We start from the raw sequence: 25,440 nt of genomic DNA on the forward strand, positions 1-25,440 counted from the left end.
CGCTGTCAGGTCACAACGCTGGGCGCCTTGCGGCCGGTCAGCTCGCTGATGCGAACCAGTGAGTCGGCGATGTCGGCCAGGGCCGCGAGGGCGTCGCCCGTTGCCCAGCCGAGCCGGTCGGGTGCCGTTTCGTAGCGCTCGAGATACAAGCGCAGCGTGGCGCCCTGCGTACCGGTGCCGGACAGTCGCACGATGATCCGCGCGGCATCGCCGAACACCACGCGCAAGCCTTGGTTGCGCGCCTCGCTGCCGTCGACCGGATCGAGATAGCCAAAGGAATCTGCCTGGCTCACGGTCCAGTCGCCGAACTGGCGGCCCACCAGCGCCGGCAGCGCCGTCGTCAGCGCGGTCATGACCGCGTTGGCGTTGTCCACCGGCAGTTCGTCGTAGTCGTGGCGCGCGTAGTAGTGGCGGCCGTACTGCTTCCAATGCGCCTCGGCGATCTGCTGGACCGACAGACCGGTAACCGCCAGCACGTTGAGCCAGGCGAGCACGGCCCAGACGCCGTCCTTCTCGCGTACGTGATTGGAACTGGTGCCGAAGCTTTCCTCACCGCACAGCGTGATGCGGCCGGAGTCGAGCAGGTTGGCAAAGAACTTCCAGCCGGTCGGTGTTTCGTAGCAGTCCAGTCCACGACCTTGCGCCACCTTGTCCAGCGCCCGACAGGTCGGCATCGACCGCGCCACGCCGGCCAAGCCCTGCCGATAGCCGGGCAGCTTGTCGAGGTGTGCCGCCAGCATCGCCAGCGAATCGCCGGGCGAGATGAAGATGCCGCGACCGAGAATCATGTTGCGGTCGCCATCGCCGTCGGAGGCGCCGCCCAGATCCGGCGCTGCCTCGGCGTACATCAGATCAACCAAGGGCTTGGCGTAAATCAGGTTGGGGTCGGGATGGCCGCCGCCGAAATCCTCCAGCGGCGTGGCATTGATCACGCTGCTGGCCGGCGCGCCGAGCTGCTCGACGAACAGCCGCTGGGCGTAGGGGCCGGTGACCGCGTGCATCGCGTCGAAGCTGAGCCGGTGGCCCTTCTTGAACCAGTCACGGATGCGGTCGAAGTCGAACAGGGACTGCATCAGGCGGGCGTACTCGTCGACGCAGTCGACGACCTCGACCGTCATCGTATCGACCGTCTGCGTGCCGCGGCGGTCGAGATCGACGTCGACGTTTTCGATGATCCGGTACTTGGTGATCGCCTTGCTGGCCGCGTAGATGCGGTCGGTCAGCGCTTCGCCGGCCTGACCGCCGCCAAAGATATTGAACTTGATGCCGAAATCGCCGTCTTCACCCGCGGGGTTATGGCTGGCAGTGAAGACAAAGCCGCCGGCGGCACCGGTCTGGCGGATCAGGTGGCTCGACGCGGGCGTCGACAGAATGCCGCCTTGGCCGACGATCACCTTGGACACGCCGTTGGCGGCGGCCATCGCGATGGCCGTCTGGATCGCCGTGCGGTTGTGATAACGCCCGTCGCCGCCCATGACCAGCGTCTTGCCCTTCAGCGAGGGCTCGACGTCGAAGATCGATTGCAGAAAGTTTTCCAGGTAGTGCGGCTGCTGGAACACCACCACCTTCTTGCGCAGGCCGGCCGTACCGGATTTCTGGTCGGGGTAGGGTTTGGTGGCGATCTCGCGGACAGACATGGGCTCTCGATGGACGGACCTTGGGGCCGGGCACTGTAGCCCGTGCCACCGCGCCATTGGAAGCCGCCAAATCAACACTTGAAAGCGACCGTTGAGGCCTTATAGTCCCGCAATGCCAGTGACTTCCCATCCCGACGCCGGCTCCTTCCACAGCGGAGCCCAGACCCGGCGCCTCGCGCAGCTGCTCGATCTGTACGAGCGCAACTATCGGTTGATCGAACGCCTGATTCCGGAGCTCGAGATCCCGTTCGACGAAGCCGTTTCCAAATCGGCCTCGGATTTCCCGCTGCACCTGACCGTCCGCGAGCGCGACCGCTATACGGTCACGTTCAAGCTCACCTACGAATTCGTCGATGCCGACGGCGTACGCCGCCAGCCCGACATCTGGGTGCGGGTGTATCGCGACGCGACGATGGCCGAGGCGCTGGAATGCAGTCATCGCCCGCCTTGGCAGGCCGAAGACGATGCTGATCCGAAGGCCTGGCAGTTCCTGAACGAGCAGTGGCGCCGCAACCTGATGCTCGGCAAGTGGCTGGAGTATCTGCTGGCCCATGGTCACGGCTTCACGCTGACAGCGCGCCCGCGCCAGCGGGGAAAAAGCGCCGGCGCCGCTGCGGCCGCGGCCGCCGGCTGACCGCCGGCGACCGGCATCCGCTTTAACCGGCGTCGATCAGCGCCAGGATTTCATCGGTCCGAGCCTGCATCAGCGCCGCGTCTCCCCGTGACTCGACGTTGAGCCTCAACACCGGCTCGGTATTGGAGCCGCGCAGGTTGAACCGCCAGCGGCCGAAGTCCAGCGAAATGCCGTCGGTCCGGTCGATCGCGTTGGCCTGGGGCGCGTAGGCCGCTTCGACGCGCGCGATCATCGCCTTGACGTCGGCGACCTTGCGGTTGATCTCGCCGCTGGCCGGAAACGCCGCCATCCGCTCCTCGACCAGAGCCGACAATGGCTTGCCCGTTTCGCAGATCAGTGCCGCGACCAGCAGCCACGGAATGTTGCCGTTGTCGCAGTAAGCGAAGTCGCGGAAATAGTGGTGGGCACTCATCTCGCCGCCGTAGATCGCGTTTTCCAAGCGCATGCGCTCCTTGATGAACGCATGGCCGGTCTTGGACATCACCGGCTCGCCACCGACGGCCCGGACCATGTCCACCGTGTTCCAGCTCAGCCTCGGGTCGTGGATGATCTTGCCGCCCGGTTGCTGGCGCAGCAGCGCGACCGCGAGCAGGCCGACGATGTAATAGCCCTCGATGAAGCGGCCGTGCTCGTCGAATAGAAAGCAGCGGTCGAAATCACCATCCCAGGCCACACCGAAGTCGGCGCCATGCGCTTTGACGGCATCGGCAGTCGGCGCGCGCATTTCGGGCAGCAGCGGGTTGGGGATGCCGTTCGGAAAGTCCCCGTCCGGCGTGTGATGGACCTTGATGAACTCGAACGGCAGCTGGGGTTCGAGCGCATCGACCACCGCGCCGGCCACGCCGTTGCCGGCATTGACGACGATCTTGAGCGGCTTGAGCTTGGCCACGTCCACATAGCCGAGCAGGTGCCGAACGTAAGCAGGGCGATAGTCGACCGGCGTCATCAGCGGCTCGCCGACCGGGCAGCGTGCATCCGATGCGGCGACCTGGGCTTCGATTTCGCGAAGGCCGGTGTCGCCGGACACCGGGATCGCGCCACCCCGCACCAGCTTCATGCCGTTGTAGTCCATCGGATTGTGGCTGGCGGTGACCTCGATGCCTCCGTCGACCCCCGGCTGCTGCGCGGCCCAATAGACCTCTTCGGTGCCGCACAAGCCCAGGTCCAGCACTTCGACACCGCGCGCATTGAAGCCGTGCGCCAGCGCCTTGAGCAACGGCAGTGACGAATGACGGATGTCGCGGCCCAGCGCGATGCGCTTGGGAGCGAAGCGCTCGGCGTAGGCGATGCCGAGACGATACGCAAGATCGGGGTTGAGTTCGTCCGGAACGCGGCCGCGGATGTCGTAGGCTTTGAAAGCGGGCAGATGCGAGGTCATGGTGATGGTGTGGATAGGTTCGGCGCCATGCTATGCGAGCGCGCTACGGCCGGGTACTGTCTCCAGCTTGCGACAGCCCCGCGCCCGCAGTGGCGCCGACCTCGGTACGGACCCCAATTGATGATCTATCAACTCGATTCCTTGCAGCCGCAATGCCTCGGTGACAACTTCGTTGCCGACAGCGCGCAACTGATCGGCAACGTCGTGCTCGAACGCGGCGCCAGTGTCTGGTTCAACGTGGTCATCCGGGCTGACAACGATGAGATTCGCATCGGCGAGAACAGCAACGTTCAAGACGGTGCGGTGCTGCATACCGATCCCGGTATCAAGCTGCACATCGGCCGCGACGTGACGGTCGGCCATCTGGCCATGCTGCATGGTTGCAGCGTTGGCGATGGCTCGCTGATCGGTATGAAATCGGTGCTGCTCAACGGCGCCCGGATCGGGCGTAACTGTTTGGTCGGCGCCAACAGTCTGATCACCGAGAACAAGCAGTTTCCCGACGGCGTGATGATTCTCGGCGCACCGGCGAAAGTCGTGCGCGAGCTGACGCCTCAGGAAATCATCGGGCTGCAGGCGCCGTCGAAGATCTACGTCGCCAACGCGCAGCGCTATCTGAAAGGGCTACGGCCGCTGTAGCCGACGTGGCCCCGAGTGGATGCCGGGCAAGCGCTCCGGCATGGCTGCCGGCGGAGTGTGCTACTGGCGTTCCTTGGGGAAGGTGTAGGCCAGCAGCCGGCCGCGGCCCGGTGCCAGATCTCGCCAGTGCATCAAGTCGAAGTCGATGCGCGCGATCGCGCAGGTCGGCATGTCGTCGAAGTCGCAGCGCGCCAACTGATGGCAGAAGTCGCTGATTCCGGGGTTGTGACCAAACAGCACCGCGTTGGAATGCTGATCGTCCAAGCTGCGGACCACGGCCAGCAGTGCGTCTGCATCGGCGTCGTAGATGCGCTGATCGAACCGGATTGACGCGGGTGGCTGCCCGAGCGCCTCGGCAAAGATCCGCGCCGTGCTCGTGGTGCGTACCGCTGGGCTGGCGACCAACTGCACGTTGATCTCGCCGTCGAGCAAGTGCACCAGTCGCTGCGCCATCAGCGGCGCATCGCGACGCCCGCGGTCGTTCAAGGGGCGGTCGAAGTCGGACAGGGCTGCGTTGTCCCAAGATGATTTGGCGTGTCGTACCAGCGTCAGCGAGCGCATGCAGCCTGTCACGAAGTCGGGTTCAGATAGATATCGTAACGCGCTTGCGTGCCGCTCAACTGATGCGCCGGCTTGAGTCCTCCCAGCCATCCGGCCTTGGCGTCGCGCTTGATCGCCACGCGCCGCGCGCCGCTGGCCAATGCAGCCTGCAGCAGTTGGTCGGCGTCGGCGTCTCCGCCGGTCAGTGCCCGCAGCATCTGCATCGCTTTCTGCGGCAGTGCGCGCTTGCCGTCGTCGGGGTACATCGGGTCCAGATGGACAGCGTCGATCGGTGGGTGGTCCGAATGCTGTCCGGCTTGTCGGAGCCATGGCAAGGCATCGGACTCCACGATACGGACGCGCTGCGCAGCTTGGCTGAGGTGCGGCAGCTGCAAGGCGCGCTCGCGGGCGTCGCGCAGCAGTGCTGCGATCATCGGTTGGCGTTCAACCAGCGTGACCGTCGCACCAAGTGCGGCGAGCGTAAATCCATCGCGACCCAGTCCCGCCGTCGCGTCGACGATCTGCAGGTCGGGCTTCTTGTGCAGTCCCAAGGCACGCGGCAGCAGTTGCTTACGTCCGGCTTGAATCCGGCGCCGTATGTCGGCTGAGTCCCAATCCAGGCTCATCGGCTCCCAGTCGCTGCGGTGCAATGCACACAGCGACAGGCGCCCGTCGAGGGTCTGCAGTGCAAACGAAAAACCCCGGGTGTCGCCACCCGAGGTCGTTGTCGCTGCAATGGCACTGGGGCCGGAGCGGCCCTGGCGATCAGGCAAGCTTGCCGGCGTCGAAGATCGTGGTCATGCGCTGGGCCAGCATCAGGTCGCCGTCGACCGACAGCTTGCCCGTCATGAACGCGGTCATGCCATTGAGCTCACCGCTCATCAGCGCGACAAAATCGTCGTCTTCCATCGTGATGGTCACATCGGCGGCGGCGGCGTTGCCTTCGTGCGTCTCGCAGCTGCCGTTGGCGATCACCACGTACATCGGCGTGGAGATGTTGAACTGGATCGTGCAGTCGGTACCGGACGCCGCGTCGGCATCGAAGGCGGCGGGCATCTTTTTGATCAGGTCGGTTGCGGCGCTCATGGTTCGTCTCAGGGTTGAAATTCAGGTCCGCCGGATACTACGGAGCGCGCCGGGCCGCGGCAACCGTCTGTTGGGATGACCCGCGGACGAGCCGTCGAGCGCAGACGATACAATGGAGGCGATCTCCGACGAGCCCCAAGATGAGCCACGCTGCCGAAGTGTTTCGCAAGGATTACCGTCTGCCCGCATTCCTGGTCGATCAAGTCGACTTGGCGTTCGATATCCGCGAGCGCACCACGGTTCAAGCGCGCTTGCAGCTGCGCCGCAATCCAGCCGTCGCGATCGCAGACGAGCCGCTGGTCCTCGATGGGCGTGGCTTCGACTTGCTCGAAGTGGCGGTCGACGACCGTCGACTCGGCGTGGGCGACTACCAGCGCACTGACGACCGGCTGCAGATCGCGGTCGTGCCGGATCGGTTCACGCTGCGCATCGTCACGCAGCTCGACCCGGAACAGAACACCACGCTAGAAGGCCTGTATCGCTCGGGCTCGATGCTGTGCACGCAGTGCGAGGCTCGCGGGTTTTCGCGGATCACGTACTACCCGGACCGGCCCGACGTGCTGTCGCGCTTCAGCGTTCGTGTCGAGGCCGATGCACAACGCTTTCCGGTACTGCTGTCCAATGGCAACCCCGTCGAGTCTGGCGCTCTGCCGGACGGACGCCATTACACGGTCTGGGACGATCCGTTCCTGAAGCCCTGCTATTTGTTCGCGCTGGTCGCCGGTGATCTGGCCTGCATCGAGGATCACTACACCACGGCCTCGGGCCGCGACGTGGCGTTGCGCTTTTATGTCGATCACGGCAACGAGGCTCGGGTCCCGCATGCGATGGCCTCGCTGAAGCGCGCGATGCGCTGGGACGAGCAGGTGTACGGTCTGGAGTACGACCTCGACCTGTACATGGTCGTTGCCGCCCGCGACTTCAACATGGGCGCGATGGAGAACAAGGGGCTGAACCTGTTCAATGCGCGCTACGTGCTGGCATCGCCTCAGACCGCGACCGACGCCGACTACGACGGCATCGAGTCCGTCATCGCTCACGAGTACTTCCACAACTGGACTGGAAACCGGGTCACGTGCCGCGACTGGTTCCAGTTGTCGCTGAAGGAGGGCCTGACGGTGTTCCGCGATCAGTGCTTCTCGCAGGACCTGAACGGTGAAGCGGTGCATCGTATCCAGAGCGTACGGCAGCTTCGCACGGTCCAGTTTCCGGAAGACGCCGGCCCGATGGCTCATCCGGTGCGCCCGGACTCCTACGTCGAGATCAACAACTTCTACACGGCGACCGTCTACGAGAAGGGCGCCGAGATCGTCCGCATGATTCAGACGCTGCTCGGCCGCGATACCTTCATCGCCGGCGTGCAGCGTTACTTGCGTGAACATGACGGTTCGGCTGCGACGATCGAAGACTTCCTGGCCGCGCACGAGGCCGAATCGGGACGCAACCTCGACGGCTTCCGGCGCTGGTATTCGCAGCCCGGAACGCCGCTGGTGACGATCACCGACGAGTACGACGCGCGCAGCCGCGTGTATCGCCTGCGGCTCAAGCAGTCTCATGCTCCGTCGCCGAACGGCGCTCCCAAGCAGATGGTGCCGATCCCGATCCGGTTTGCGCTGCGCGACCACGATGGTCGTCGGATCAGCGTTTCGCCGCAGCCGCCGCTGCTGCCGGCGCCCGATCTGATTCTGCTTGAGGACGAGGAGGCTGTGCTGAACGTGCCGGACATCGGCTCATCACCGAACCCGTCGTTCCTGCTGGGATTCTCGGCGCCGGTTCGCCTGCAGTTTGCGTACACATCCGACCAGTTGGTCAGCTTGCTGCTCGACGAGGAAGACGGCTTTGCGCGCTGGGAAGCGGCGCAGCGGCTGATGCTGAACGCATTCTTCGAACTGCAGGCATCGGGCCCTGGTGACGACACCCGTGCCTTGCTCGACGCGCTGCAGCGGCTCGCAGCCCGGCCGGTCGAAGACCGCGCATTGCTGGCCGAACTGCTGCGCATGCCGTCGGAGAGCTATCTGGCATCGCAAGTGCAGCCGCTGGACGCGGCGCGACTGACGTCGGCGCGTGACGCACTGCGGCTGCGGATCGCACAGGCACTGACCGGACCGCTGTCGGTCTGGAGTGCGGCTGCGCCTGAGGAACCGGGCGCCAGCAACGCGGCGCGGCGCGCGCTCGCCAATGTGTCGCTTTGGTATTTGATGTCGACACGCGTCAATCGGGTGCTCGACATCGGCCTGAAGCAGGCGGCATCGCCGAACATGACGGTTGCCTTCGGCGCTCTGACGGCGCTCAATGACATCGACTGTCCGCAGCGGGAAGCGGCGATGGACGCTTTTCTGCAACGCTTCCGACACGAGCCTTTGGTGCTCGACAAATGGTTTGCGCTGCAGGCCGGCTCGGCAATCGGGCAGGGAGTCGAGCGCGTCCGCTCCCTGCTGCAACATCCCGACTTCACGCCCAACCCGAACCGGCTACGGGCGGTCCTCGGTACGTTCTGGCGTGAGAATCTGCGCGCCTATCATCGTGCCGACGGTGCGGGATACCGCTTGCTGGGGGATCAGATCGCACACTTGGACCGCAGCAACCCGCAGATCGCGGCGCGGCTTTGTGACGGTCTGCTGGGCTGGAAAGACATCGTCCCGCCACAAAATCAGCTGTTGCGCGCCGTACTGGTGGATCTGTCGCAACAGCCGCTGTCAGCCGATGTGGGGGAGAAGATCGGCAAGGCCCTGCTGTAACCGCGAGGTCATATGACAGCGGCGCCTGTCAAAAAACCGTAATGGCTTGCAATTAGCATCGGGCGACTTCTTAAATAGTACATGAGCATGCCCAACAAGCAGATCCTCGTTGTAGAAGACGAGGCGCCGATCCGCGAAATGCTCAAGTTCGCGTTGGAACGCGCCGATTTTCGGGTGTCACTGGCGGGTAACGCTGCCGAAGGGCGCCTGCGTATTGCCGACCAGCAGCCTGACCTGATCTTGATGGACTGGATGATGCCCGGAGTTTCGGGCGTCGAATTTGCCCGCGAGCTGAAGAACGGCGCAACGACCCGCGATGTGCCGATCATCATGGTCACGGCCCGGGCCGAAGAAGAAGACAAGGTGCGCGGCTTGAACACCGGCTGTGACGACTATGTGTCCAAGCCATTCTCGTTCCCCGAGTTGATGGCCCGCATCAATGCGGTGCTGCGGCGCTCGACGCCGGGCGGTGAAGAGGAAACCTTGTCGGTCGCCGGCCTCGAAGTGAATGCCGCCAGCCAGCGCGTGACCGCGCGCGGCGAGCCGGTCAAGCTCGGCCCGACCGAGTATCGTCTGCTGCACTTTTTCTTGAGCCATCAGGACCGCGTCTACACCCGCGAACAGGTTCTTGACCGGGTCTGGGGCCAGAGCGTCTACGTCGAAGAGCGTACCGTCGACGTGCATATCCGCCGTCTGCGCAAGGCGCTGGAGCCGCATGGGTTCGATGGGATGATCCAGACCGTGCGGGGCACGGGCTACCGCTTTTCCGAGAAGGTTTGAGGTCGGATGGCGAACGAGCCGGCGACGCAGACGACGGCTCGGGCCGCCGCCGAGCCGCGTCCGGCGGACGTTTCCCGCAGCAGCAAGCGCCGGCCATTCCGATCGGTGGTCTGGCGGCGCGAACTCACCAAGTTACTGATTCTGGTGGCCGTCGGAGCGCTGCTTGGCAGCTTCTTCGGCCGCAGCTTGCTTGGCTGCACGCTGGCATTGAGCGCTTACCTGGCCGTTCATTTGCGGTATCTGCGCAGCCTGCGGCAGTGGTTGGCCGCGCCCAAGCTCAATCCGCTACCCGAGCCGAGCGGCATTTGGGGTGAGGTGTTCGAAGCGCTGCTGGCCTTGGAGCGCCGTAACCGCAAGCGCAAGAAAAAACTGGCCGAGATCTTGGCGGAATTCCAAGCGTCGACCGCGGCTCTGCCCGACGGCGCGGTGGTGCTGGGCGAGCACGGCATCATCTTGTGGTTCAACCGGGCAGCGCAGGCGATGCTGGGCTTGCGGCCCAGTCACGACGTCGGCATCCGCGTCGCCAATCTGATCCGTCATCCGACCTTTACGCAGTACATCGCCAGCGAAACCTACGAGGGCGAAGCGGAAGTCCCGTCGCCGATCAACCGTGCGGTTTCGTTGGCGCTGCGGATCATCCCCTACGGCAATAACCAGAGACTGATGATCGTGCGCGACGTGTCCGAGATCCGCCGGCTGGAAACCGCGCGACGCGACTTTGTGTCCAACGCGTCGCACGAACTGCGCACGCCGCTGACCGTGTTGCGCGGTTATCTCGACATGCTCGACCCCGAAACGCGGGAAGGCCGCGGCTTGGCCGCGTGGCGCATGCCGGTGTCGGAGATGCGCCAGCAAGCTGCCCGGATGGAGTCGCTGATCAACGACATGCTCAAGTTGGCGCGACTGGAGTCGGACGTCTACGAGCACAAGCAGGAGCTGCTCGATGCGTCGGCGCTGCTGCACCGCGCGGTCGAGGAAGGCCGTGCGATGTCGGCCGGGCAGCACCGCTTCGAAGCCAGCATTCAGCCCGGCTTGAAGCTGTACGGACGTGAAACCGAAGCGCTGAGCATCTTTTCGAACCTGATCACCAATGCCGTGCGCTATACGCCGGCCGGCGGCTCGATCCGGGTCAACTGGTGGGACGACGACGACGGCGCTCATCTGTCGGTGGCCGACAGCGGCATCGGCATCGCCGAGGACGACATCCCACGGCTGACTGAGCGCTTCTACCGCGTCGATGTCGGTCGTTCGCGTGCCAGCGGCGGCACCGGCTTGGGCTTGTCGATCGTCAAGCACGCTCTGGAGCGGCACGAGGGCACGCTGCGGATCGAAAGCGAGCTGGGTGTCGGGACGACGTTCTTCTGCGACTTCCCGCCGCATCGCGCTCATCGTGACGAATCAAGTCCGGCGCTTGGCGCACGCGCGTCATAGTCACGCGACGATCCGCAGCGGATTTCCTTAGACTGTCGATTCGCGGGTCTGCCGCGCGCCACATCGGCGCCGGGACCTGTCGTTCCGATCCCGACATTCGAGAACCATGCAAAGACGAGATTTTTTGCGCACGGCCGCCGCGCTGTCGGCCGCCGGCCTCGGCGCTCCCGCTGCTTTTCTGAGCTTGACGGCCGATGCGGCCGACCTGAAGCGGCTCGGTAAGGCGGAGACCTTCAGCTACGCCGCGCTCAAGGGACAGGCGCGTGCGTTATCCCAGCAGCCCTACAAGTCGCACGCTGGCGAGTTGCCCAAAGAGGTCGCCGCGCTGGACTGGGATCAATACCAGGCGCTGCAGTTCCGCAATGACCATGCGCTGTGGGGCGAGGAGGCGCTGCGGTTCAAGGCCAAGTTCTTTCATCTCGGGCTGTTCTTCAAGAGCCCGGTCAAGATGTACGAAATCGAGAACGGCCAAGCCACCGAGATCGCCTATGACCCGGCGATGTTCGATTACGGCAAGAGCGGCGTGAACGGCAAGAAGCTGCCCAAGGATCTCGGTTTTGCCGGCTTCCGGTTGAACTTCCACACCGACGACACCCGCGATGTCGCCGCGTTTCTGGGGGCCAGCTACTTCCGTGCGGTCGGTGGCGAATGGCAGTACGGTCTGTCGGCGCGCGGCCTGGCCATCGACTGTGGCGCTCCGACGCCCGAAGAGTTCCCGAACTTCACGTCGTACTGGCTCGAGCGCCCTGCCAAGGGCAGCAACACGCTGACGATCTACGCGCTGCTCGATTCGCCGAGCACCACGGGCGCCTATCGCTTTCTGCTAACGCCGGGCGGCACGCTGGTGATGGACATCGACGCGGCCCTGTATCCGCGCAAGACCATCGACCGTCTCGGTATCGCGCCGTGCACCAGCATGTACCAGACCGGCGAGAACGACCGCCGCATGGCCAACGACTGGCGCCCCGAAATCCACGATTCCGACGGTCTGTGCATGAACACCGGCGCCGGCGAGTGGATCTGGCGCCCGATCGCCAATCCGCGCAACCTGCGATTCAACGCCTACCAGGACGAGAATCCGCGCGGTTTCGGCCTGCTGCAGCGTGACCGCAACTTCGACCACTATCAGGACGACGGCGTGTTCTACGACCGGCGGCCGAGTCTTTGGGTCGAACCCAAGGCGGGCTGGGGCAAGGGCTCGGTGCAGCTGGTTGAAATCCCGACCAACGACGAAACCTTCGACAACATCGTCGCGTTCTGGAACCCGGCCAAGAAGCCGCAACCGGGCGAGGAACTGCTGTTCGGCTATCGGCTGCATTGGGGTGCACGGATGCCGAGCAGCCCGCCGTCGGCGATCTGCGTTGCAACGCGGACGGGCCTGGGCGGTGTCGTCGGCCGCCCGCGCCAGTATTTCTCTTGGCGTTTCGCGGTCGATTTCGCCGGCGGCGACCTGCCGTTGATCAGCGGCAAGGCCAAGGTCGAAGCGGTCATCAGCGTGTCGCGCGGCAAGGTTGAGATCACGTCGGCGCGCCCGCTGGACGACATCCGTGGCTACCGCGCGATGTTCGACCTCGTACCGCCGGATGACAGCACCACGCCGATCGACATCCGCCTGTATTTGGCGGCCAATGGCCAGCCGATGACCGAAACCTGGCTCTACCAGTACACGCCGCCGCCGAAGGAAGATCGCAAGCTGGTTTGATCGGCGTTGTCGCCAACCAAAATGCCGCCCTAAGGCGGCATTTTGGTTGTGACGATCCTCGGTGCCGGCTCGGTCAGCGGATGTACACCGGCCCGTGCAATTCGGTGCCGAGCGTCTGTCCGGCCTCGTTGGCCAGCTGTGGCGACACGATCACCGTATAGCGTCCTGGTTTGAGATTCTTGAACAGCAGCATGCGGCGGTTGCTGTTAAGCACCCACTGTCCCGGCGGCGTGCTGCCGTTGCTCGCCAGCAGACGGATCGTGGCATCTCCTCGCAGATCGACATCGGCTGCCATCGGCGAATCAAACAGCAAGCCGACGATGCGCTCGTTGGCCGCCTGACCTGCATAGATCAAATTCAGACGCCCGGCGCGACGCTGTTGTGGCCACCACTGCGTCAGGGCATCGGCTTGCGGCGCGACACGAGCAGCGGGCCGCGGCGCAGCTGCTGCCGGCTCGACATCGGCGGTTTGCGGCGCCGTCGGCGCCGGAGCGGCTTCCGGCTCGCTGACTTCGGCCGGTTCGGCGACATCGGCCGGTGTAGCGCCAGCGCCGATGACGGGATCAGGACGGGGACGGGGCAGCGCGGCGGATGCGACGCTCACAGCCTCGGTGGCCGCGGGCGCCGTTGCCGGCACGGATTCTGTTTCGATTGCATCGGCCGGCGCGGGCTCGGCTGCCGGTTCCGGTGCCGGCCCTGTGTCCTGCGCGCTGGCGGTATCGGTTTCGTCGGTGGGAGCCGTGTCAGCGGCGGGTGCCTCGCTGCTCGATGAAGCCGGTGCCAGCACCGGGTCGGGCTGGGGGCGCGGCAGGTTGGTCGGCACGTAGGCCGTCATCGCTGCAGGGGCCGGCGCGGGCGGCTCGGCCGGTGCGGGCGTTTCGGCAATGACCGGCGCATCGGCCGCTTCGCCGTTGCCGGCGCTCTCGGGTTCGTCGGTCGGCATCGGGAAGTCCGATGCTCCTTCGATCTCGACGCTGGAATCACCGGTGTCGGGCGCGGCGACGGCGGGCTTGGGCGGTGAGACCGAGTCCGGCGGTGTGGCGATGTCGCTGGCCACCATGCCAGCGTCGGCCGCAACAGCCGGCGCTTCGAGCGAGGCCGGCTCGCCGGACTTCATCTGCTGGAGCCCCCAATAGGAACCCGCTGCGATCACGGCCGCGATACCGGCGATCGCGACAACCTTGTTGCTCATTCCAGACTCCGCATCTTGTTGGATTAATCGGGGCCACGCGGGCCTGCCGCGAGCGAAACACTATTGGCCAGCGACGCGCGAGGCGTCAATTGCCATATGGACGAGGTCGGGTGATCCCGGCTTTGCATTTGCTCAAGCGCGGACAACGCTCTGGCCGCCGCGCCAGTGCGGCGACCGGAACCTCACAGCGATAATGGTCGTCTTGATGATTCGATTCCGCGTCATTTTCCTTTTCTCAACTGATCTTCTGGAGCTGTCATGAGCGATCGTCTGCTGGATTTCACCCAATCGCCGCTGGGCAAGCAGATTGCCGGCTTCCTCGGCATGCCGACGCCGCCGAAGCTGCGCCGTGCCAAGGCCGGCTACGCCGCTCAGCCGTTGCAAGGCAAGACCGTGCTGCTCGGCGGCGGATCGGCCGCGCAGTTGTCGTCGGCGCTGGTGCAGGCGCTGAACCAGATGGGCGCGACGATCACCGTCAGCTCCGAGCTGCCGGGCCTGGCGCCGGTCAAAAAGGCCGCGACGGACGCCAAAGTCCCGCTGAAGACCGAAACGGTCGGCGAGGGCGCGTATGCCTACGTGTTCGATGCCAGCGGCATTGAAGGCACCGACGGCCTGCGTCAGTTGTACGACTTCCTGCAGCCGCGCATTTCCAAGCTGGCCGCTAACGGCCGCGTGCTGCTGCTGAGCCGCGCTGCCGCCGACGCCGGCTCGGTTGCCGGTTACACCGCCTCCATGGCGTTGCGCGGCTTCACCAAGTCGCTCGGCAAGGAAATCGGCAAGAAGGGGGCGACGGTCAACCTGATCGAGGTCGGCGCCGGTGCTGAGCCGACGATTGAAGGCGCGCTGCGTTTCCTGCTGACCGAGCACTCGGCGTATGTCGACGCGCAGTTCCTGGCGCTGACCAAGCCCGCCAAGGGCGCCGTGGTCGACCAGTTCGTGTCGCCGCTGTCTGGCAAGGTTGCTGTTGTCACCGGTGCGGCGCGCGGTATCGGCGCGTCGATTGCCGAGACGTTGGCACGTGAAGGCGCGACCGTGATCGGCGTTGACCGTCCGGCTGAAGAGGGCGCGCTGGGCCTGACGATGTCGCGTATCGGCGGTCGTGGCCTGGCTCTCGACGTGACGGCGCCCGACGCTGGCGAGCGCCTCGCCACCGAGGTGGGCAAGATCGACATCGTCGTGCACAACGCGGGCGTCACCCGCGACAAGATGCTGCGCAACATGCCGACCCATTGGTGGGATCAGGTGCTCGAGATCAACCTCGGCGCGATCATGCGGATCAACGAGCGCCTGTTCAAAGGTGCGCTCAACGAAGGCGCGCGCATCATCTGCATCTCGTCGATCGGCGGCATCTCCGGCAACGCGGGCCAGACCAATTACGGCGCCACCAAGGCCGGCATCATCGGCTACGTCGAAGCGCTGGCACCGCAGATGGCCAAGAACGGCGGCGCGATCAACGCCGTGGCGCCGGGCTTCATCGAGACCCAGATGACCGCCGCGATGCCGGCCGTTCCGCGCGAAGTGGGCCGTCGTCTGGCCTCGCTGAACCAGGGCGGCCAGCCGGTTGACATCGCGGAAGCCGTCACGTTCTTTGCCAGCCCCTTGGCGGCCGGCGTGAATGGGCGCACGCTACGCGTCTGTGGACAGAATTTCATGGGTGCTTGATGGAACCCGTCGCCTCAGCGCGAACGACGAAACGCTTACCGCTGGTCAAGATTGCCGAGTCCAAGTTGCCGACGCCGTTTGCGGAATTCCGCATCACGGTGTTCCGGGCAGCCGACGACAAAGAGCATGTCATTGTCTCGCTCGGTGATCTCGCCAACGGCGAACCGCCACTGGTACGCGTCCACTCGGAATGTCTGACCGGCGACGCGCTGTTCTCGCTGCGCTGCGACTGCGGCTTCCAGCTGCAGTCGGCCTTGGCCACGATTGCTGAGGCGGGCCGCGGCGCCGTGCTGTATCTGCGACAGGAAGGGCGCGGCATCGGTCTTGGCAACAAGATCCGCGCCTACGCGCTACAGGATCACGGCCGCGATACGGTGGAAGCCAATCATCAGCTTGGTTTTCCGGCTGATGCACGCGAATACGGCTTGGCCGTCGATCTTCTGCACTTCCTCGGCGTGCAGAAGATCAAGCTGATGACCAATAACCCGCTGAAGGTCGATGCCCTGGTTACGCATGGCATCGAGGTCACCGAGCGCGTGCCGGTGCAGTCCGGGCTCAATCCGCACAACGAAAGCTATCTGCGGACCAAGGCCGACAAAATGGGGCATTGGCTGACGCTGCCGTGACCGACGAGTTGCCTCCGCCGGGCGGCTCGCCGCCCGCTCGTCGCGGCGGCCTGCTGCGCGAACTGGGCTCGTTGACCGTCTCGACGTACCGGCTCACGCAGAGTCTGAGTCCTCTGCTCAAGCAACTCGGCACTGATCGCGATACCACGCGCGAGGAGTTGTCGGCGTCGATCGACGTGATCTTCGATGCGCTGTATCGCCATCCGTTGCTGCGCTCGACGGAGAAAATCACGTCCTACCTGCGGCAGCGACGGCTGATTCCAAACGAGGAATCGACCGAGGAGCTGATCCGCTTCGTCGTGGCGCAGGGCGTCGCGCGCAGCCCGGTCCAGGTGCCGGACACGATCGTCAATGAGTTCTGGCGATTCTTCGACGAACTGTTCCAGAGCCCGGAGCTCAAGGGCTTGGGCGAGTTGTCGCTCGACATGATCCGGCTGGTGGTGCGGACCTACGAGCCGCTGCTGGTCGAGATCGTCAACGTCCTGAAGGCGGGGCGGCGCTACAACGAATTTCAGGTGCGCGAGCTGATGCTGCGTGCCGCTACGGTCCGCAGCGACGTGGCCATCGTCAAGCGCCAGATCCGTGCGCTGCGCTACATCAAGCCGTTCTTCAGCACCGACGCCAAAGACTTCAAGGCCCAGGCCCAGATCATCGCCAGTATGGTCCGGGAGTTTGGGCCGTTCTTCGTCAAGATGGCGCAAGTCGCTGCGGCCAACGCCGACTTTCTTCCCGAGGAAATTGCGCGCGAGCTGGCCGTGTTCCACGAAGATGTCCCGCCGATGAGCGAGGACGAGGTCGTCGCCGCCTTCATGGAGTGTTACGGCCGTCCGCCGTACGAGCTGTACATGGACTTCGACGCATCCCGGCCGATCAAATCCGGATCGATCGGCAGCGTCTACGTGGCCAAGAAGCCGTTCCTCGATAACGGGCTCGAAGTCCTGCGGCCGGTGGTCATCAAGGTGGGGCGCCACAACATCGATCGAGAGTTCGCGATCGGCAAGATGGTGCTGGGCCTGGCGATCATGTCGAGCCAGTACTGGGCGCCGCACAGCAAACTCACGCCGTTTCTGCGCGCGATGCAGGAGCAGGTCGACGAGTTCGTCGCCGGCTTCATGGAAGAGCTGGACTTCGAGCAAGAAGCGCAGAATCACGCCCGCTTCTACGACCGCAGCTTGCGCAGCGGCTTGTGGAAGGTGCCGGAGCTTTACGGCCATACCCATCGCATCATCGAGATGGAGTATCTGTCCGATGCCACTGGCCTGACGCGCGCGCTGCGCCGCATGAACCGCCGTGATCGTCGTCGCTTCCAGATGCGTCTGGCCGAGCGGCTGCTGTATGCGGTGCTGTATCACGGGCTGATCTACGGCGAAATTCACGGCGATCTGCATCCGGGCAATGTCATGGTCGGATCGGACGGCGCGCTGCACCTGATCGACTGGGGCAATGTCGTCAAGCTCGACGGCAAGGTGGGCGCGGTCTGGGACTATCTGGCCGCCGCCGTGCTCGCCGATACCGAACTGCTGACCGACACGCTGATCGAAATGTCGACGCACCCCGAAGCCAACCGTGAGCGCCGCGGCGAGATTCGCGCCGCGCTTGACGAGACGCTGTCGCGCAAGGGCGTCACCCCACTAACGCGCCGCAACTTTATCGTCGAGCTTCAGCGAGGCGGACTCGACGGCTTGTACCGCCGCGGCCAGACCGTGCTGCACTTGATGGCCAACACCCAGCAGGCGGGCCTGGTCTTGCGCCGCGACTATCTGCATTTGTCGCGCGCCCTGTTCGCGGCGGCCGGCAGCATCGGCAGCCTGTACGAAAACGATCCCAAGAAGCTGCTGGCCCGCGATATGGCGATGTCGTTGGCGCGGCTACCGCTGCGCGCCAGCCAGGACTGGCTGCGGCACGAGGCGCGCGGCATCGCGGCGACGCTGGCGGGCCGGATCCCGATGCCACGCCGGCTGCGCGCGCGGCTTGAACAACCTCCCGTTGTGCCTCGCCCGGAGCCGGTGACGCCGCGCGTGCTGTTCCCGCTGCCGACCCGGCCGGGTGACGCTGCGGGCCGCGCCATGCCGGGCGAACATGACATCTCGCGGCGCGCTGCAGCGACGTCGCAGCCCCCATCCAAAAAGCCGCGCCGGCCGCGGCCTAGTCGAGGCGAAGCATCCTGATGAGCGGTTTGTATACGTTGGCGCGAACGGCGCTGTTTTCGATCGACGCCGAGCGCGCCCACGATCTGACGTTGGAATTGTTCCGTCGTGCGCCTCAACTGGCGACCGCGCCGTTCGCGCGAGCGGCCGTCGATGACCCGGTCGAATTACTCGGCCTCGAATTTCGCAATCGAGTCGGTCTTGCAGCCGGGCTCGATAAAAACGGTGCGTGCCTGCGCGCCTGGGACCGCCTGGGCTTCGGCTTCGTCGAAGTCGGTACGGTGACGCCGCGACCCCAGCCTGGCAATCCGAAACCCCGCATGTTCCGGCTTCCGGAACATCAGGCACTGATCAACCGGCTCGGCTTCAACAACCTCGGCGTCGACGCTTTGCTGCGCAACGTCGACGAAGCGGACTTTGGTGGTGTGCTCGGCATCAACATCGGCAAGAACGCGACCACGCCGATCGAGAATGCGGTCGATGACTACCGTTTATGCCTGCAGAAGGTCTACGCCGCTGCCGACTACGTGACGGTCAACATCTCATCGCCCAACACCAAGAATCTGCGTGACTTGCAGGATGAGTCGCGGCTGCATGCCTTGCTGTCGGATCTGGTCGCCACGGCAGCCGGGTTGGCGCAGCGCCATGGCAAGCGCGTGCCGTTGCTGGTCAAGATCGCGCCCGATGTCAGCATCGAGCAACTCGACGGAGTCGTGACCGCCGCGCGCGAGGCGGGCGTCGATGGGCTGATTGCGACCAACACCACGATTGACCGTGCTGCGGTGCAGGGCAGCGAACATGCGTCCGAGGCGGGAGGCCTGTCCGGTGCGCCGTTGCGGACCGCATCGACGGAAACGCTCAGGAGGCTGCGTCATCGCGTTGGTTCCGACTTCGTACTGGTTGGTGTCGGTGGCGTGATGTCAGGTGCCGACGCGAGAGCCAAGCGCGAGGCGGGGGCCGATCTGGTGCAGCTCTACACCGGTTTCATTTATCGGGGTCCGTCCTTGATCGCGGAAGCGGCGCGCGCACTCAAGAGCTGATCCAGGTATCGGATTGAAGGGTGCTACGGCCCGCCTTACAGTGGGCCCGTGTCTTGCAGGGGCGATCGGCGGGATTCGCGGTCGTATGGGAACAAACATTAGAAGGCCGCGATTCAGTGGCCGCAAAAAGGGATTGACCAATGAACAAGCTTGCAATCGGAATGCTGCTGTCCTGCGTGTCCGGGCTTTTATCGCCGTTGGCATGGGCTGATGAACCGGCAGCGTCAAAACCGTCGGTCAGTGCAATGGGGCTGTTTGAATTGCCGGACAACGCGCGCGATTCCGATGACGGCGTGGGCGGCAGCCTGAGTTTTTACTTGCCGCTGACCAGCCGCACCGGCGAAGGCCTCGAGTTTGATTTCTACGGCGTCAAGCGCGATGCAGACGCTGGCAGTAGCGATTCGCAGCTGGGCTTGTTCGTCAATTACACCAAGAGCTTTGGTGTCTATGGCTGGGATGGCGAAGCGGGCTTCGAGCAGTATTTGCCGCCGTTTTCGCCCTATGTTCTCGCGGGCGTGGGCGTGGTTCGCGACGTCGTTGCGACCGGTGACCACTACGCTCCGGGCTTGAACCTGGGGGCCGGCATTGCATTCCCGATTGGCGCTAGCGGCATGGCCCTGCGCACCGAAACCCGCGTCGTCGGGCAGGTCAACGACGAGTCCGTGCCGGGCGAGGACTACTTGGTCGACGTGCAGTTCCGCGTCGGCTTGTCGATTCCGCTCGGTGAGGCCGCGGCATCGTCGGGCGATCCGGCGCCGGCCGAGGAGTGCGGTGTCGCCGTGGTCGATCCGATCACCGGTCGCAAAGACTGCTCGGTCGACTCGGATCGCGACGGCATTGACGACAATGCGGATCTGTGTCCCGGCACGCCGTCCGGCACACCGGTTGATCTCAATGGCTGCACCGCAACGCCGAACCCGGACGCCGACGGCGATGGCGTACCCGATGAGGCCGACACCTGCCCCGACACCCAGTCCGGCGTCACCGTCGACATGAGCGGCTGCGTGCTCCCGCAAGGCGAAGGCGCAACGCCGCCGCCGGCCGACGCCAAGCGCGTCGTGCTGAGCAATGTGCGCTTCGAGATGAACTCTGCTGACCTGACGGCGCAAGCCAAGGACGTCCTTGATCAAGCGGCTCAGGGCTTGTCCGCGGAAACGGAGATCGTGGTCGAGGTGGCCGGCCACACCGACGGCGCAGGCCGCGGCAACTACAACCTGATGCTGTCGTTGCTGCGCGCTGAAAACGTTCGCCAGTACCTGATCAGCAAGGGCATCAGTCGCTATCGCTTGTTTGTCGAGGGCTACGGCGAAACCCGCCCGGTTGGTCCGAACGATACGGCCGAAGGGCGCGCTGCCAATCGCCGCGTTGACCTGGACAAGCTCGACGTCAAGGTCATCGAGAGCAAGTAAGGCCACGGTACCGGCCGCGGCTTGGTGTCGCGGCCGGTACTGTTGATGCCGTCTTATCTCAGATGGCGGCCCGGCTGGCGCGACTGACGCGCCGATACGTCCGACATGCTTTCGCGCCGCACCAACAAGTGCGCGCGAAAGCTGTCGTCGGTGGCGGTATAGGCCTGGTTTCCAAGCCGCACCGTCCCACCCTGACCGTTGTAGTCGGGTAGATAGAGGTAGTAAGCGTCTTCGATCTGGTCATCGCCCAGCCAGGCCGAGCGGTTCGCGTTTGACACGAAGTACAGATAACTACCGCGTTCGAAGCTGACCGCCATCCAGTTGGAGCCGCTGGCCAGTACCACACCGGGCGTGCCGCCATCGATGACGATCTGTTCGATGTCGCGGGCCGAACGGCTGACCAGACGACCATCGCGGACCCCCGTTTCGCCGCCACTGCGGCTGCGCACCAGCCGGATCGTGTCTGAAACGTAGTACTGCAGTTGCCGTTTGTGCTCGCCGCTCAAACGGTATTCGGCCGACAGCCCGTCGGTGAATGGCAGTCGCTCCGCATACCGTTGACCGGCGCAGCCTGCCAGCAAGCCCATGCCAGGCAGCAGCAGCGGGATCAGCCAATGTCGGGTGTGGCGAAGGACGCGCATGGGACGTGGTGTTGGATCAAACAAGGCGCGAGTGTAGCGGCAGGCCACGGTCGCGTTCCCGTGTTTAAATGCACTATGCACTTCCCATCATTGGCTCCCGAACCGGCTCCGGCATCGCCCTGCATTGGCGTCTGCCTGTTGAACGAGGCCGAAATCTGTACTGGTTGCGGTCGCTCGATCGGCGAAATCGTGGAATGGTCGGCCGCTGCACCGCAGCGCCAGCAGCAGATCTGCGCCGCCGCTGCGCAGCGCCTGTCTATAATCGAGTCAATCCCCGCGCCCGGAGTGGTATCGCGATGAGCCGCCTGTTGAGCAGCCTTGGTTTGCTGTCTTATGTGTTGCTGGCGGCGCTGGCGCTGTTGTGGTGGGCGCCCAACTTCTTCGCGGTCAACCTTCATCGGTGGCCGGATCTGGACTATCGCTACGTCGCCGCCACCGGCGTGCCGTATGCGCTGCTGTTGATTTCGGTCGCCGCGCGTCAGTCGTTGATGCCGCGATTCTCGGTGCAGCTGGTGTTCCAGGTGGTGCTGGCCGGCCTGGCACTGTTCCTCGGCATCATCGCCTTTGACTACCTGCCGCAAGCCGTCTTCTTCTGCGCAATGCACTTGCTGCTGTGCGCGGCCTCGCTGCTATGGAATCTGGTTCAGTACCGCCGCGAATTGATGGCTTGGAACAAGCGTCAGGCTGCGCTACGGGCCTGAGTCACCGGCTAGATCTGCAGGTCGGTGAAGTCGCGCGCCGGCGGAGCACCAGCCCAAGTTCGCTCGAACGCCAGCAGTTGTTCGCGCGCCAGCCCCGGGGCGTCGGCGTAGTACGACGCTTCCAGTTCGCCAGCGTCAGGCCGTATCAGCAGTCGCCGCTGGTCGACGATGACGTAGTCACCGCTGTCGATGGCGGTGTCCGGCTTTCGAAACTCGATGCGGCTCGACAGCGTCCGCGACAGTTCGACCAAGCGGTGAGCGCCGCGCATCGCCGAGCGCGTGTCGATCACCAGCCCGCGCAGCCGGCCGCGCCGGTGTTCGAGCAGGAACCGACGCAGCACATCGATCAGCGTCGCGTCGCCATAGATGCGACGGTCCAGGTCGAGGCTGCAGATCACCACTTCCTGGCGCGCGTTGCGCGCCATATCGACGATGCGCTCGGCAAACTCCAAGTGCCCGAGCACAGACTCGGGCGTGGGAACGGAGCTGTTGGGCGGGACCTCGCCGCTCATGTGCGCAGCTTGGCTTGCTCGGCAGCGTTACCGACGTAGGCGGCGGGCGTCATCGACAACAGCCGCTGCTTGTCGGCTTCGGGGATCTGCAGTTGCAGCACGAACGCGCGCAAATCGTCGCGACCGACGCGCTGGCCTCGTGTCAGCCGCTTGAGTTGCTCGTAGGGTTCCGGCAGGCCGTAGCGGCGCATCACCGTCTGGATCGCTTCGCCCAGCACTTCCCAATTGTCGTCAAGATCGCGGCCGAGCTTCCAGGCATCGGCTTCAAGCTTCTTCATGCCTTTTTCGATGGCCTGATAAGCGATCAGCGAATGGGCTGCACCGACGCCGAGATTGCGCAGCACCGTCGAGTCGGTCAGGTCGCGCTGCCAGCGCGAGATCGGCAGCTTCTCGGCCAGATGCTGGAGGATCGCGTTGGCGATGCCGAGGTTGCCTTCGCCATTCTCGAAGTCGATCGGGTTGACCTTGTGCGGCATCGTCGAGCTGCCGACTTCGCCTTCGACCGTCTTCTGACGGAAGTAGCCGACCGAGATGTAACCCCAGACATCGCGGCAGAAATCGATCAGGATCGTGTTGAGCCGCGTGATCGCGTGGAAGTACTCGGCGATGTAGTCGTGCGGCTCGATCTGCGTGGTCGCAGGCGACAGCTGCAGACCCAAGCGGGTCACGAACCCGGCGGCCAGTGCCGGCCAGTCGACGTCCGGGTAGGCGGCCAGATGCGCGCTGTAGTTACCGACCGCGCCATTGGCCTTGCCCAGCAGCGGAACGTTGGCGAGCTGGTCGCGCTGGCGGCGCAGACGCTGAACGAACACAGCCATTTCCTTGCCGAGCGTCGTCGGCGAGGCCGGCTGGCCGTGCGTGCGCGCCAGCATCGGCTGTTCGGCGAGCCGCTGTGCGCTGGCCCCGATCAGCCGGATCAGGTCGTCGATGGCCGGCAGCAGCACGTCGCGGCGCGCGTCGGCCAGCATCATGCCGTGGGCCAAGTTGTTCATGTCCTCGGACGTGCAAGCGAAGTGGATGAACTCCTTCATCGCCGCCAGTTCGGGGTGGTGGCCGATCTTCTCCTTCAGGAAGTATTCGACCGCCTTGACGTCATGATTGGTGGTCTGTTCGATCACCTTGACGCGCTGGGCGTCCTCGATGTTGAAGCCCTGCAGGATCTTGTCGAGCCGCTCGTTGGCGCTGTCCGACAGCGCCGGCACCTCCGGAATGCCAGGGTGTTCGGCCAGCGCTTGCAGCCAGCGCACTTCGGCGATCACGCGGTAGCGCATCAGCCCATACTCGCTGAAGATCGGGCGGAGGCGAACGGTTTTTTCGGCGTAACGGCCGTCAACCGGTGAAATCGCGGACAGAGAGGTCAGATTCATTGCATGAGCGGCAGCAGGAGGCAGGAACGCATTCTAGCCGACGCGGTCCGCGATCAGGCTGCGGCAGCGCCAATTCACGCTGTAGGAGCAAGGATTGATCATGGCCAGCAAGCAGCAGTCACCGGCGGTATCGGGCGGGGCAGGCGCATTCCGCACCGAGCACGACAGCATGGGTCCGCTGCAGGTGCCGGCCGATGCGCTCTGGGGGGCACAGACGCAGCGGGCGATCGACAACTTCCCGGTGTCAGGACTGGTGCTGCCGCGCGGCATCGTCCGCGCGCTGGGCTTGATCAAGGCCACGGCGGCCGAGGTCAACCTAGGACTCAAGCTGCTCGACGCGCCGCGCGCCGGCGCGATCGTGACCGCCGCGTTGGCGGTTGCCGACGGTGATCACGATGCGCAGTTCCCGATCGACGTCTTCCAGACCGGCTCGGGTACGTCGAGCAACATGAACGCCAACGAGGTGATCGCGCACCTGGCGTCGCGCGCGCTGGGTACCGACGTGCACCCAAACGATCACGTCAACATGGGCCAGAGCTCCAACGACGTGTTTCCGACCGCGATCCACGTCGCCGCGAGTCTGGCCATCGTCGAGCAGTTGCTGCCGTCGCTGCGGCAGCTGAGCAAAACGATCCGGCGCAAGGGACGGCAACTCAAAGACATCACCAAGACCGGGCGCACGCATCTGATGGATGCGATGCCGCTGCGCTTCGATCAGGAGTTGTCCGGCTGGGCACAGCAGATCGACAACGGCATCGCCCGCGTCGAGTCGGCTCTGCCGCGATTGCAGGCGCTGGCGCAAGGCGGGACGGCGGTCGGTACCGGCATCAACGCCGAGCCGCGCTTTGGCAAGCGCTTCGCCAAGGCGCTGGCGCGGCGTACCGGTATCGCATTCACCCCGTCACCGAATTACTTTGAAAGCCTGTCCTCGCAGGATGCGGCCGTCGAGGTCAGCGGCCAGCTCAAGACCGTGGCCGTATCGCTGATGAAGATCGCCAACGACCTGCGCTGGATGAACTCCGGACCGCTCGCCGGCCTGGGCGAGATCGAGCTACCGGCGCTCCAGCCGGGTTCTTCGATCATGCCGGGCAAGGTCAACCCGGTCATCGCCGAAGCGGTGGCGATGGTCTGCGCCAAAGTCATCGGCAACGATGCCGCGATCACGATCGCCGGCCAGTCGGGCAACTTCCAGCTCAACGTGATGCTGCCGTTGGTAGCGCACGATCTGCTGCAGTCGATCGGGCTGCTGTCCAGTGCATCGCGACTGCTGGCCGACCGCGCAATCGCAGGGTTCACGGTGCGCCGCGATCGGGTCGAGGCGGTGCTCGCGCAGAACCCGATTCTCATTACGGCCGCCAATCGAGTGATCGGCTATGAAGCCGGTGCCGCGATCGCCAAGCAGGCCTATCAGGAGCGCCGGCCGGTACTGGATGTCGCGTTGGAGCGCACTGGGCTCGACCTCGCCACGTTGCGCCGGCTGCTCGACCCGGCCACGCTGACCGAAGGCGGCATTCCGGACCCACAGCGGCGAGGCGGCGGCGGCTGAGCCGGCGTGCGCCGCTGATCGGCGGCATTCTC

The 25,440-nt window shown here is 64.9% G+C and carries 23 protein-coding genes; 14 read left to right on the top strand and 9 right to left on the bottom strand.

The genetic code is table 11. The features are described from left to right. Positions 1–5: 5 nt before the first annotated feature. Positions 6–1,637 carry an alpha-D-glucose phosphate-specific phosphoglucomutase gene (locus BUB09_RS15290; RefSeq protein WP_072899069.1) on the bottom strand — a complete coding sequence of 544 codons (1,632 nt, stop codon included), beginning with the start codon at positions 1,635–1,637 and terminating at the stop codon, positions 6–8. 112 nt (positions 1,638–1,749) lie between these two features. On the opposite strand from BUB09_RS15290, the gene BUB09_RS15295 reads away from it, so the two are divergent. Next, positions 1,750–2,271, top strand: a complete 522-nt coding sequence (locus BUB09_RS15295; protein WP_072899071.1) for a DUF1249 domain-containing protein — start codon at positions 1,750–1,752, stop codon at positions 2,269–2,271. Positions 2,272–2,293: 22 nt separating this feature from the next. Here the strand turns inward: BUB09_RS15295 and BUB09_RS15300 are convergent, their stop codons facing one another. After that, positions 2,294–3,649 carry a phosphohexomutase domain-containing protein gene (locus BUB09_RS15300; protein ID WP_072899073.1) on the bottom strand — a complete coding sequence of 452 codons (1,356 nt, stop codon included), beginning with the start codon at positions 3,647–3,649 and terminating at the stop codon, positions 2,294–2,296. A 117-nt stretch (positions 3,650–3,766) separates the two neighbouring features. Here BUB09_RS15300 and BUB09_RS15305 point away from each other — a divergent pair, with 117 nt between their 5' ends. Continuing rightward, the gene (locus tag BUB09_RS15305; protein WP_072899075.1) at positions 3,767–4,288 is read left to right on the top strand and encodes a gamma carbonic anhydrase family protein; all 522 of its coding nucleotides are present in this window, start codon (positions 3,767–3,769) and stop codon (positions 4,286–4,288) included. Positions 4,289–4,348: 60 nt separating this feature from the next. Here BUB09_RS15305 and BUB09_RS15310 read toward each other — a convergent pair whose 3' ends face one another. The 3 genes from BUB09_RS15310 to BUB09_RS15320 are packed head-to-tail and all read right to left on the bottom strand — an operon-like array spanning position 4,349 to position 5,914. Further along, positions 4,349–4,849: a SixA phosphatase family protein gene (locus BUB09_RS15310; protein WP_072899077.1), complete on the bottom strand. Its 501-nt coding sequence runs from the start codon at positions 4,847–4,849 to the stop codon at positions 4,349–4,351. Between the two features lie 8 nt (positions 4,850–4,857). Further along, the gene (locus tag BUB09_RS15315; protein WP_084083494.1) at positions 4,858–5,601 is read right to left on the bottom strand and encodes a class I SAM-dependent methyltransferase; all 744 of its coding nucleotides are present in this window, start codon (positions 5,599–5,601) and stop codon (positions 4,858–4,860) included. Next, the gene (locus tag BUB09_RS15320; protein WP_072899079.1) at positions 5,594–5,914 is read right to left on the bottom strand and encodes an SCP2 sterol-binding domain-containing protein; all 321 of its coding nucleotides are present in this window, start codon (positions 5,912–5,914) and stop codon (positions 5,594–5,596) included. The genes BUB09_RS15315 and BUB09_RS15320 overlap by 8 nt, the downstream gene beginning before the upstream one ends. A 140-nt stretch (positions 5,915–6,054) precedes the next feature. Here BUB09_RS15320 and pepN point away from each other — a divergent pair, with 140 nt between their 5' ends. The 4 genes from pepN to BUB09_RS15340 all read left to right on the top strand — a co-directional run bounded on the left by pepN (position 6,055) and on the right by BUB09_RS15340 (position 12,565). Further along, a complete protein-coding gene (gene pepN / locus BUB09_RS15325; protein WP_072899081.1) occupies positions 6,055–8,652 on the top strand; it encodes an aminopeptidase N in 2,598 nt (865 codons plus the stop codon). An 81-nt stretch (positions 8,653–8,733) separates the two neighbouring features. Beyond that, a complete protein-coding gene (gene phoB, locus BUB09_RS15330; protein WP_084083495.1) occupies positions 8,734–9,432 on the top strand; it encodes a phosphate regulon transcriptional regulator PhoB in 699 nt (232 codons plus the stop codon). A 6-nt stretch (positions 9,433–9,438) separates the two neighbouring features. After that, positions 9,439–10,863: a phosphate regulon sensor histidine kinase PhoR gene (gene phoR, locus BUB09_RS15335; RefSeq protein WP_084083496.1), complete on the top strand. Its 1,425-nt coding sequence runs from the start codon at positions 9,439–9,441 to the stop codon at positions 10,861–10,863. Positions 10,864–10,969: 106 nt separating this feature from the next. Further along, positions 10,970–12,565 carry an OpgD/OpgG family glucan biosynthesis protein gene (locus BUB09_RS15340; protein ID WP_072899094.1) on the top strand — a complete coding sequence of 532 codons (1,596 nt, stop codon included), beginning with the start codon at positions 10,970–10,972 and terminating at the stop codon, positions 12,563–12,565. Between the two features lie 73 nt (positions 12,566–12,638). Here the strand turns inward: BUB09_RS15340 and BUB09_RS15345 are convergent, their stop codons facing one another. Beyond that, positions 12,639–13,757 carry a hypothetical protein gene (locus tag BUB09_RS15345; protein WP_072899096.1) on the bottom strand — a complete coding sequence of 373 codons (1,119 nt, stop codon included), beginning with the start codon at positions 13,755–13,757 and terminating at the stop codon, positions 12,639–12,641. 258 nt (positions 13,758–14,015) lie between these two features. Between BUB09_RS15345 and BUB09_RS15350 the strand changes: the two genes are divergently transcribed. The 5 genes from BUB09_RS15350 to BUB09_RS15370 all read left to right on the top strand — a co-directional run bounded on the left by BUB09_RS15350 (position 14,016) and on the right by BUB09_RS15370 (position 20,641). Next, entirely contained in the window at positions 14,016–15,419 is a 1,404-nt protein-coding gene (locus BUB09_RS15350; RefSeq protein ID WP_072899098.1) for a 3-oxoacyl-ACP reductase, read from the top strand. Further along, positions 15,419–16,045 carry a GTP cyclohydrolase II gene (gene ribA, locus BUB09_RS15355; RefSeq protein WP_072899100.1) on the top strand — a complete coding sequence of 209 codons (627 nt, stop codon included), beginning with the start codon at positions 15,419–15,421 and terminating at the stop codon, positions 16,043–16,045. The genes BUB09_RS15350 and ribA overlap by 1 nt, the downstream gene beginning before the upstream one ends. Continuing rightward, the gene (locus BUB09_RS15360) at positions 16,042–18,213 is read left to right on the top strand and encodes an AarF/UbiB family protein (protein ID WP_084083497.1); all 2,172 of its coding nucleotides are present in this window, start codon (positions 16,042–16,044) and stop codon (positions 18,211–18,213) included. Before ribA ends, BUB09_RS15360 begins: the two co-directional genes overlap by 4 nt. Next, on the top strand, positions 18,213–19,232 hold the full coding sequence (locus BUB09_RS15365) for a quinone-dependent dihydroorotate dehydrogenase (RefSeq protein ID WP_072899102.1): 1,020 nt from the start codon (positions 18,213–18,215) through the stop codon (positions 19,230–19,232). Before BUB09_RS15360 ends, BUB09_RS15365 begins: the two co-directional genes overlap by 1 nt. A 140-nt stretch (positions 19,233–19,372) precedes the next feature. Further along, positions 19,373–20,641, top strand: coding sequence for an OmpA family protein (locus BUB09_RS15370; protein WP_084083498.1), 1,269 nt, complete (start codon positions 19,373–19,375; stop codon positions 20,639–20,641). A gap of 53 nt (positions 20,642–20,694) precedes the next feature. Here BUB09_RS15370 and BUB09_RS15375 read toward each other — a convergent pair whose 3' ends face one another. Then, on the bottom strand, positions 20,695–21,282 hold the full coding sequence (locus tag BUB09_RS15375) for a hypothetical protein (protein WP_072899106.1): 588 nt from the start codon (positions 21,280–21,282) through the stop codon (positions 20,695–20,697). Positions 21,283–21,357: 75 nt separating this feature from the next. On the opposite strand from BUB09_RS15375, the gene BUB09_RS15380 reads away from it, so the two are divergent. Together BUB09_RS15380 and BUB09_RS15385 are read left to right on the top strand one after the other, a co-directional pair. Then, positions 21,358–21,582, top strand: coding sequence for a DUF1289 domain-containing protein (locus tag BUB09_RS15380; protein ID WP_072899108.1), 225 nt, complete (start codon positions 21,358–21,360; stop codon positions 21,580–21,582). Beyond that, positions 21,579–21,983: a hypothetical protein gene (locus BUB09_RS15385; protein ID WP_072899110.1), complete on the top strand. Its 405-nt coding sequence runs from the start codon at positions 21,579–21,581 to the stop codon at positions 21,981–21,983. Before BUB09_RS15380 ends, BUB09_RS15385 begins: the two co-directional genes overlap by 4 nt. Positions 21,984–21,991: 8 nt before the next feature. On the opposite strand, the gene BUB09_RS15390 is transcribed toward BUB09_RS15385, so the two are convergent. Together BUB09_RS15390 and purB are read right to left on the bottom strand one after the other, a co-directional pair. Then, positions 21,992–22,495 (bottom strand): DUF7931 domain-containing protein, encoded by a 504-nt coding sequence (locus BUB09_RS15390; RefSeq protein WP_072899112.1) that lies wholly within the window; start codon positions 22,493–22,495, stop codon positions 21,992–21,994. Then, positions 22,492–23,862 carry an adenylosuccinate lyase gene (gene purB / locus BUB09_RS15395; RefSeq protein ID WP_072899114.1) on the bottom strand — a complete coding sequence of 457 codons (1,371 nt, stop codon included), beginning with the start codon at positions 23,860–23,862 and terminating at the stop codon, positions 22,492–22,494. Before purB ends, BUB09_RS15390 begins: the two co-directional genes overlap by 4 nt. Positions 23,863–23,962: 100 nt before the next feature. Here purB and BUB09_RS15400 point away from each other — a divergent pair, with 100 nt between their 5' ends. Continuing rightward, positions 23,963–25,408: a class II fumarate hydratase gene (locus tag BUB09_RS15400; RefSeq protein ID WP_072899116.1), complete on the top strand. Its 1,446-nt coding sequence runs from the start codon at positions 23,963–23,965 to the stop codon at positions 25,406–25,408. The last annotated feature ends 32 nt before the right edge of the window (positions 25,409–25,440 follow it).

Origin of the sequence: Hydrocarboniphaga daqingensis (genome assembly GCF_900129825.1) — a bacterium.
Taxonomy (GTDB): domain Bacteria; phylum Pseudomonadota; class Gammaproteobacteria; order Nevskiales; family Nevskiaceae; genus Hydrocarboniphaga; species Hydrocarboniphaga daqingensis.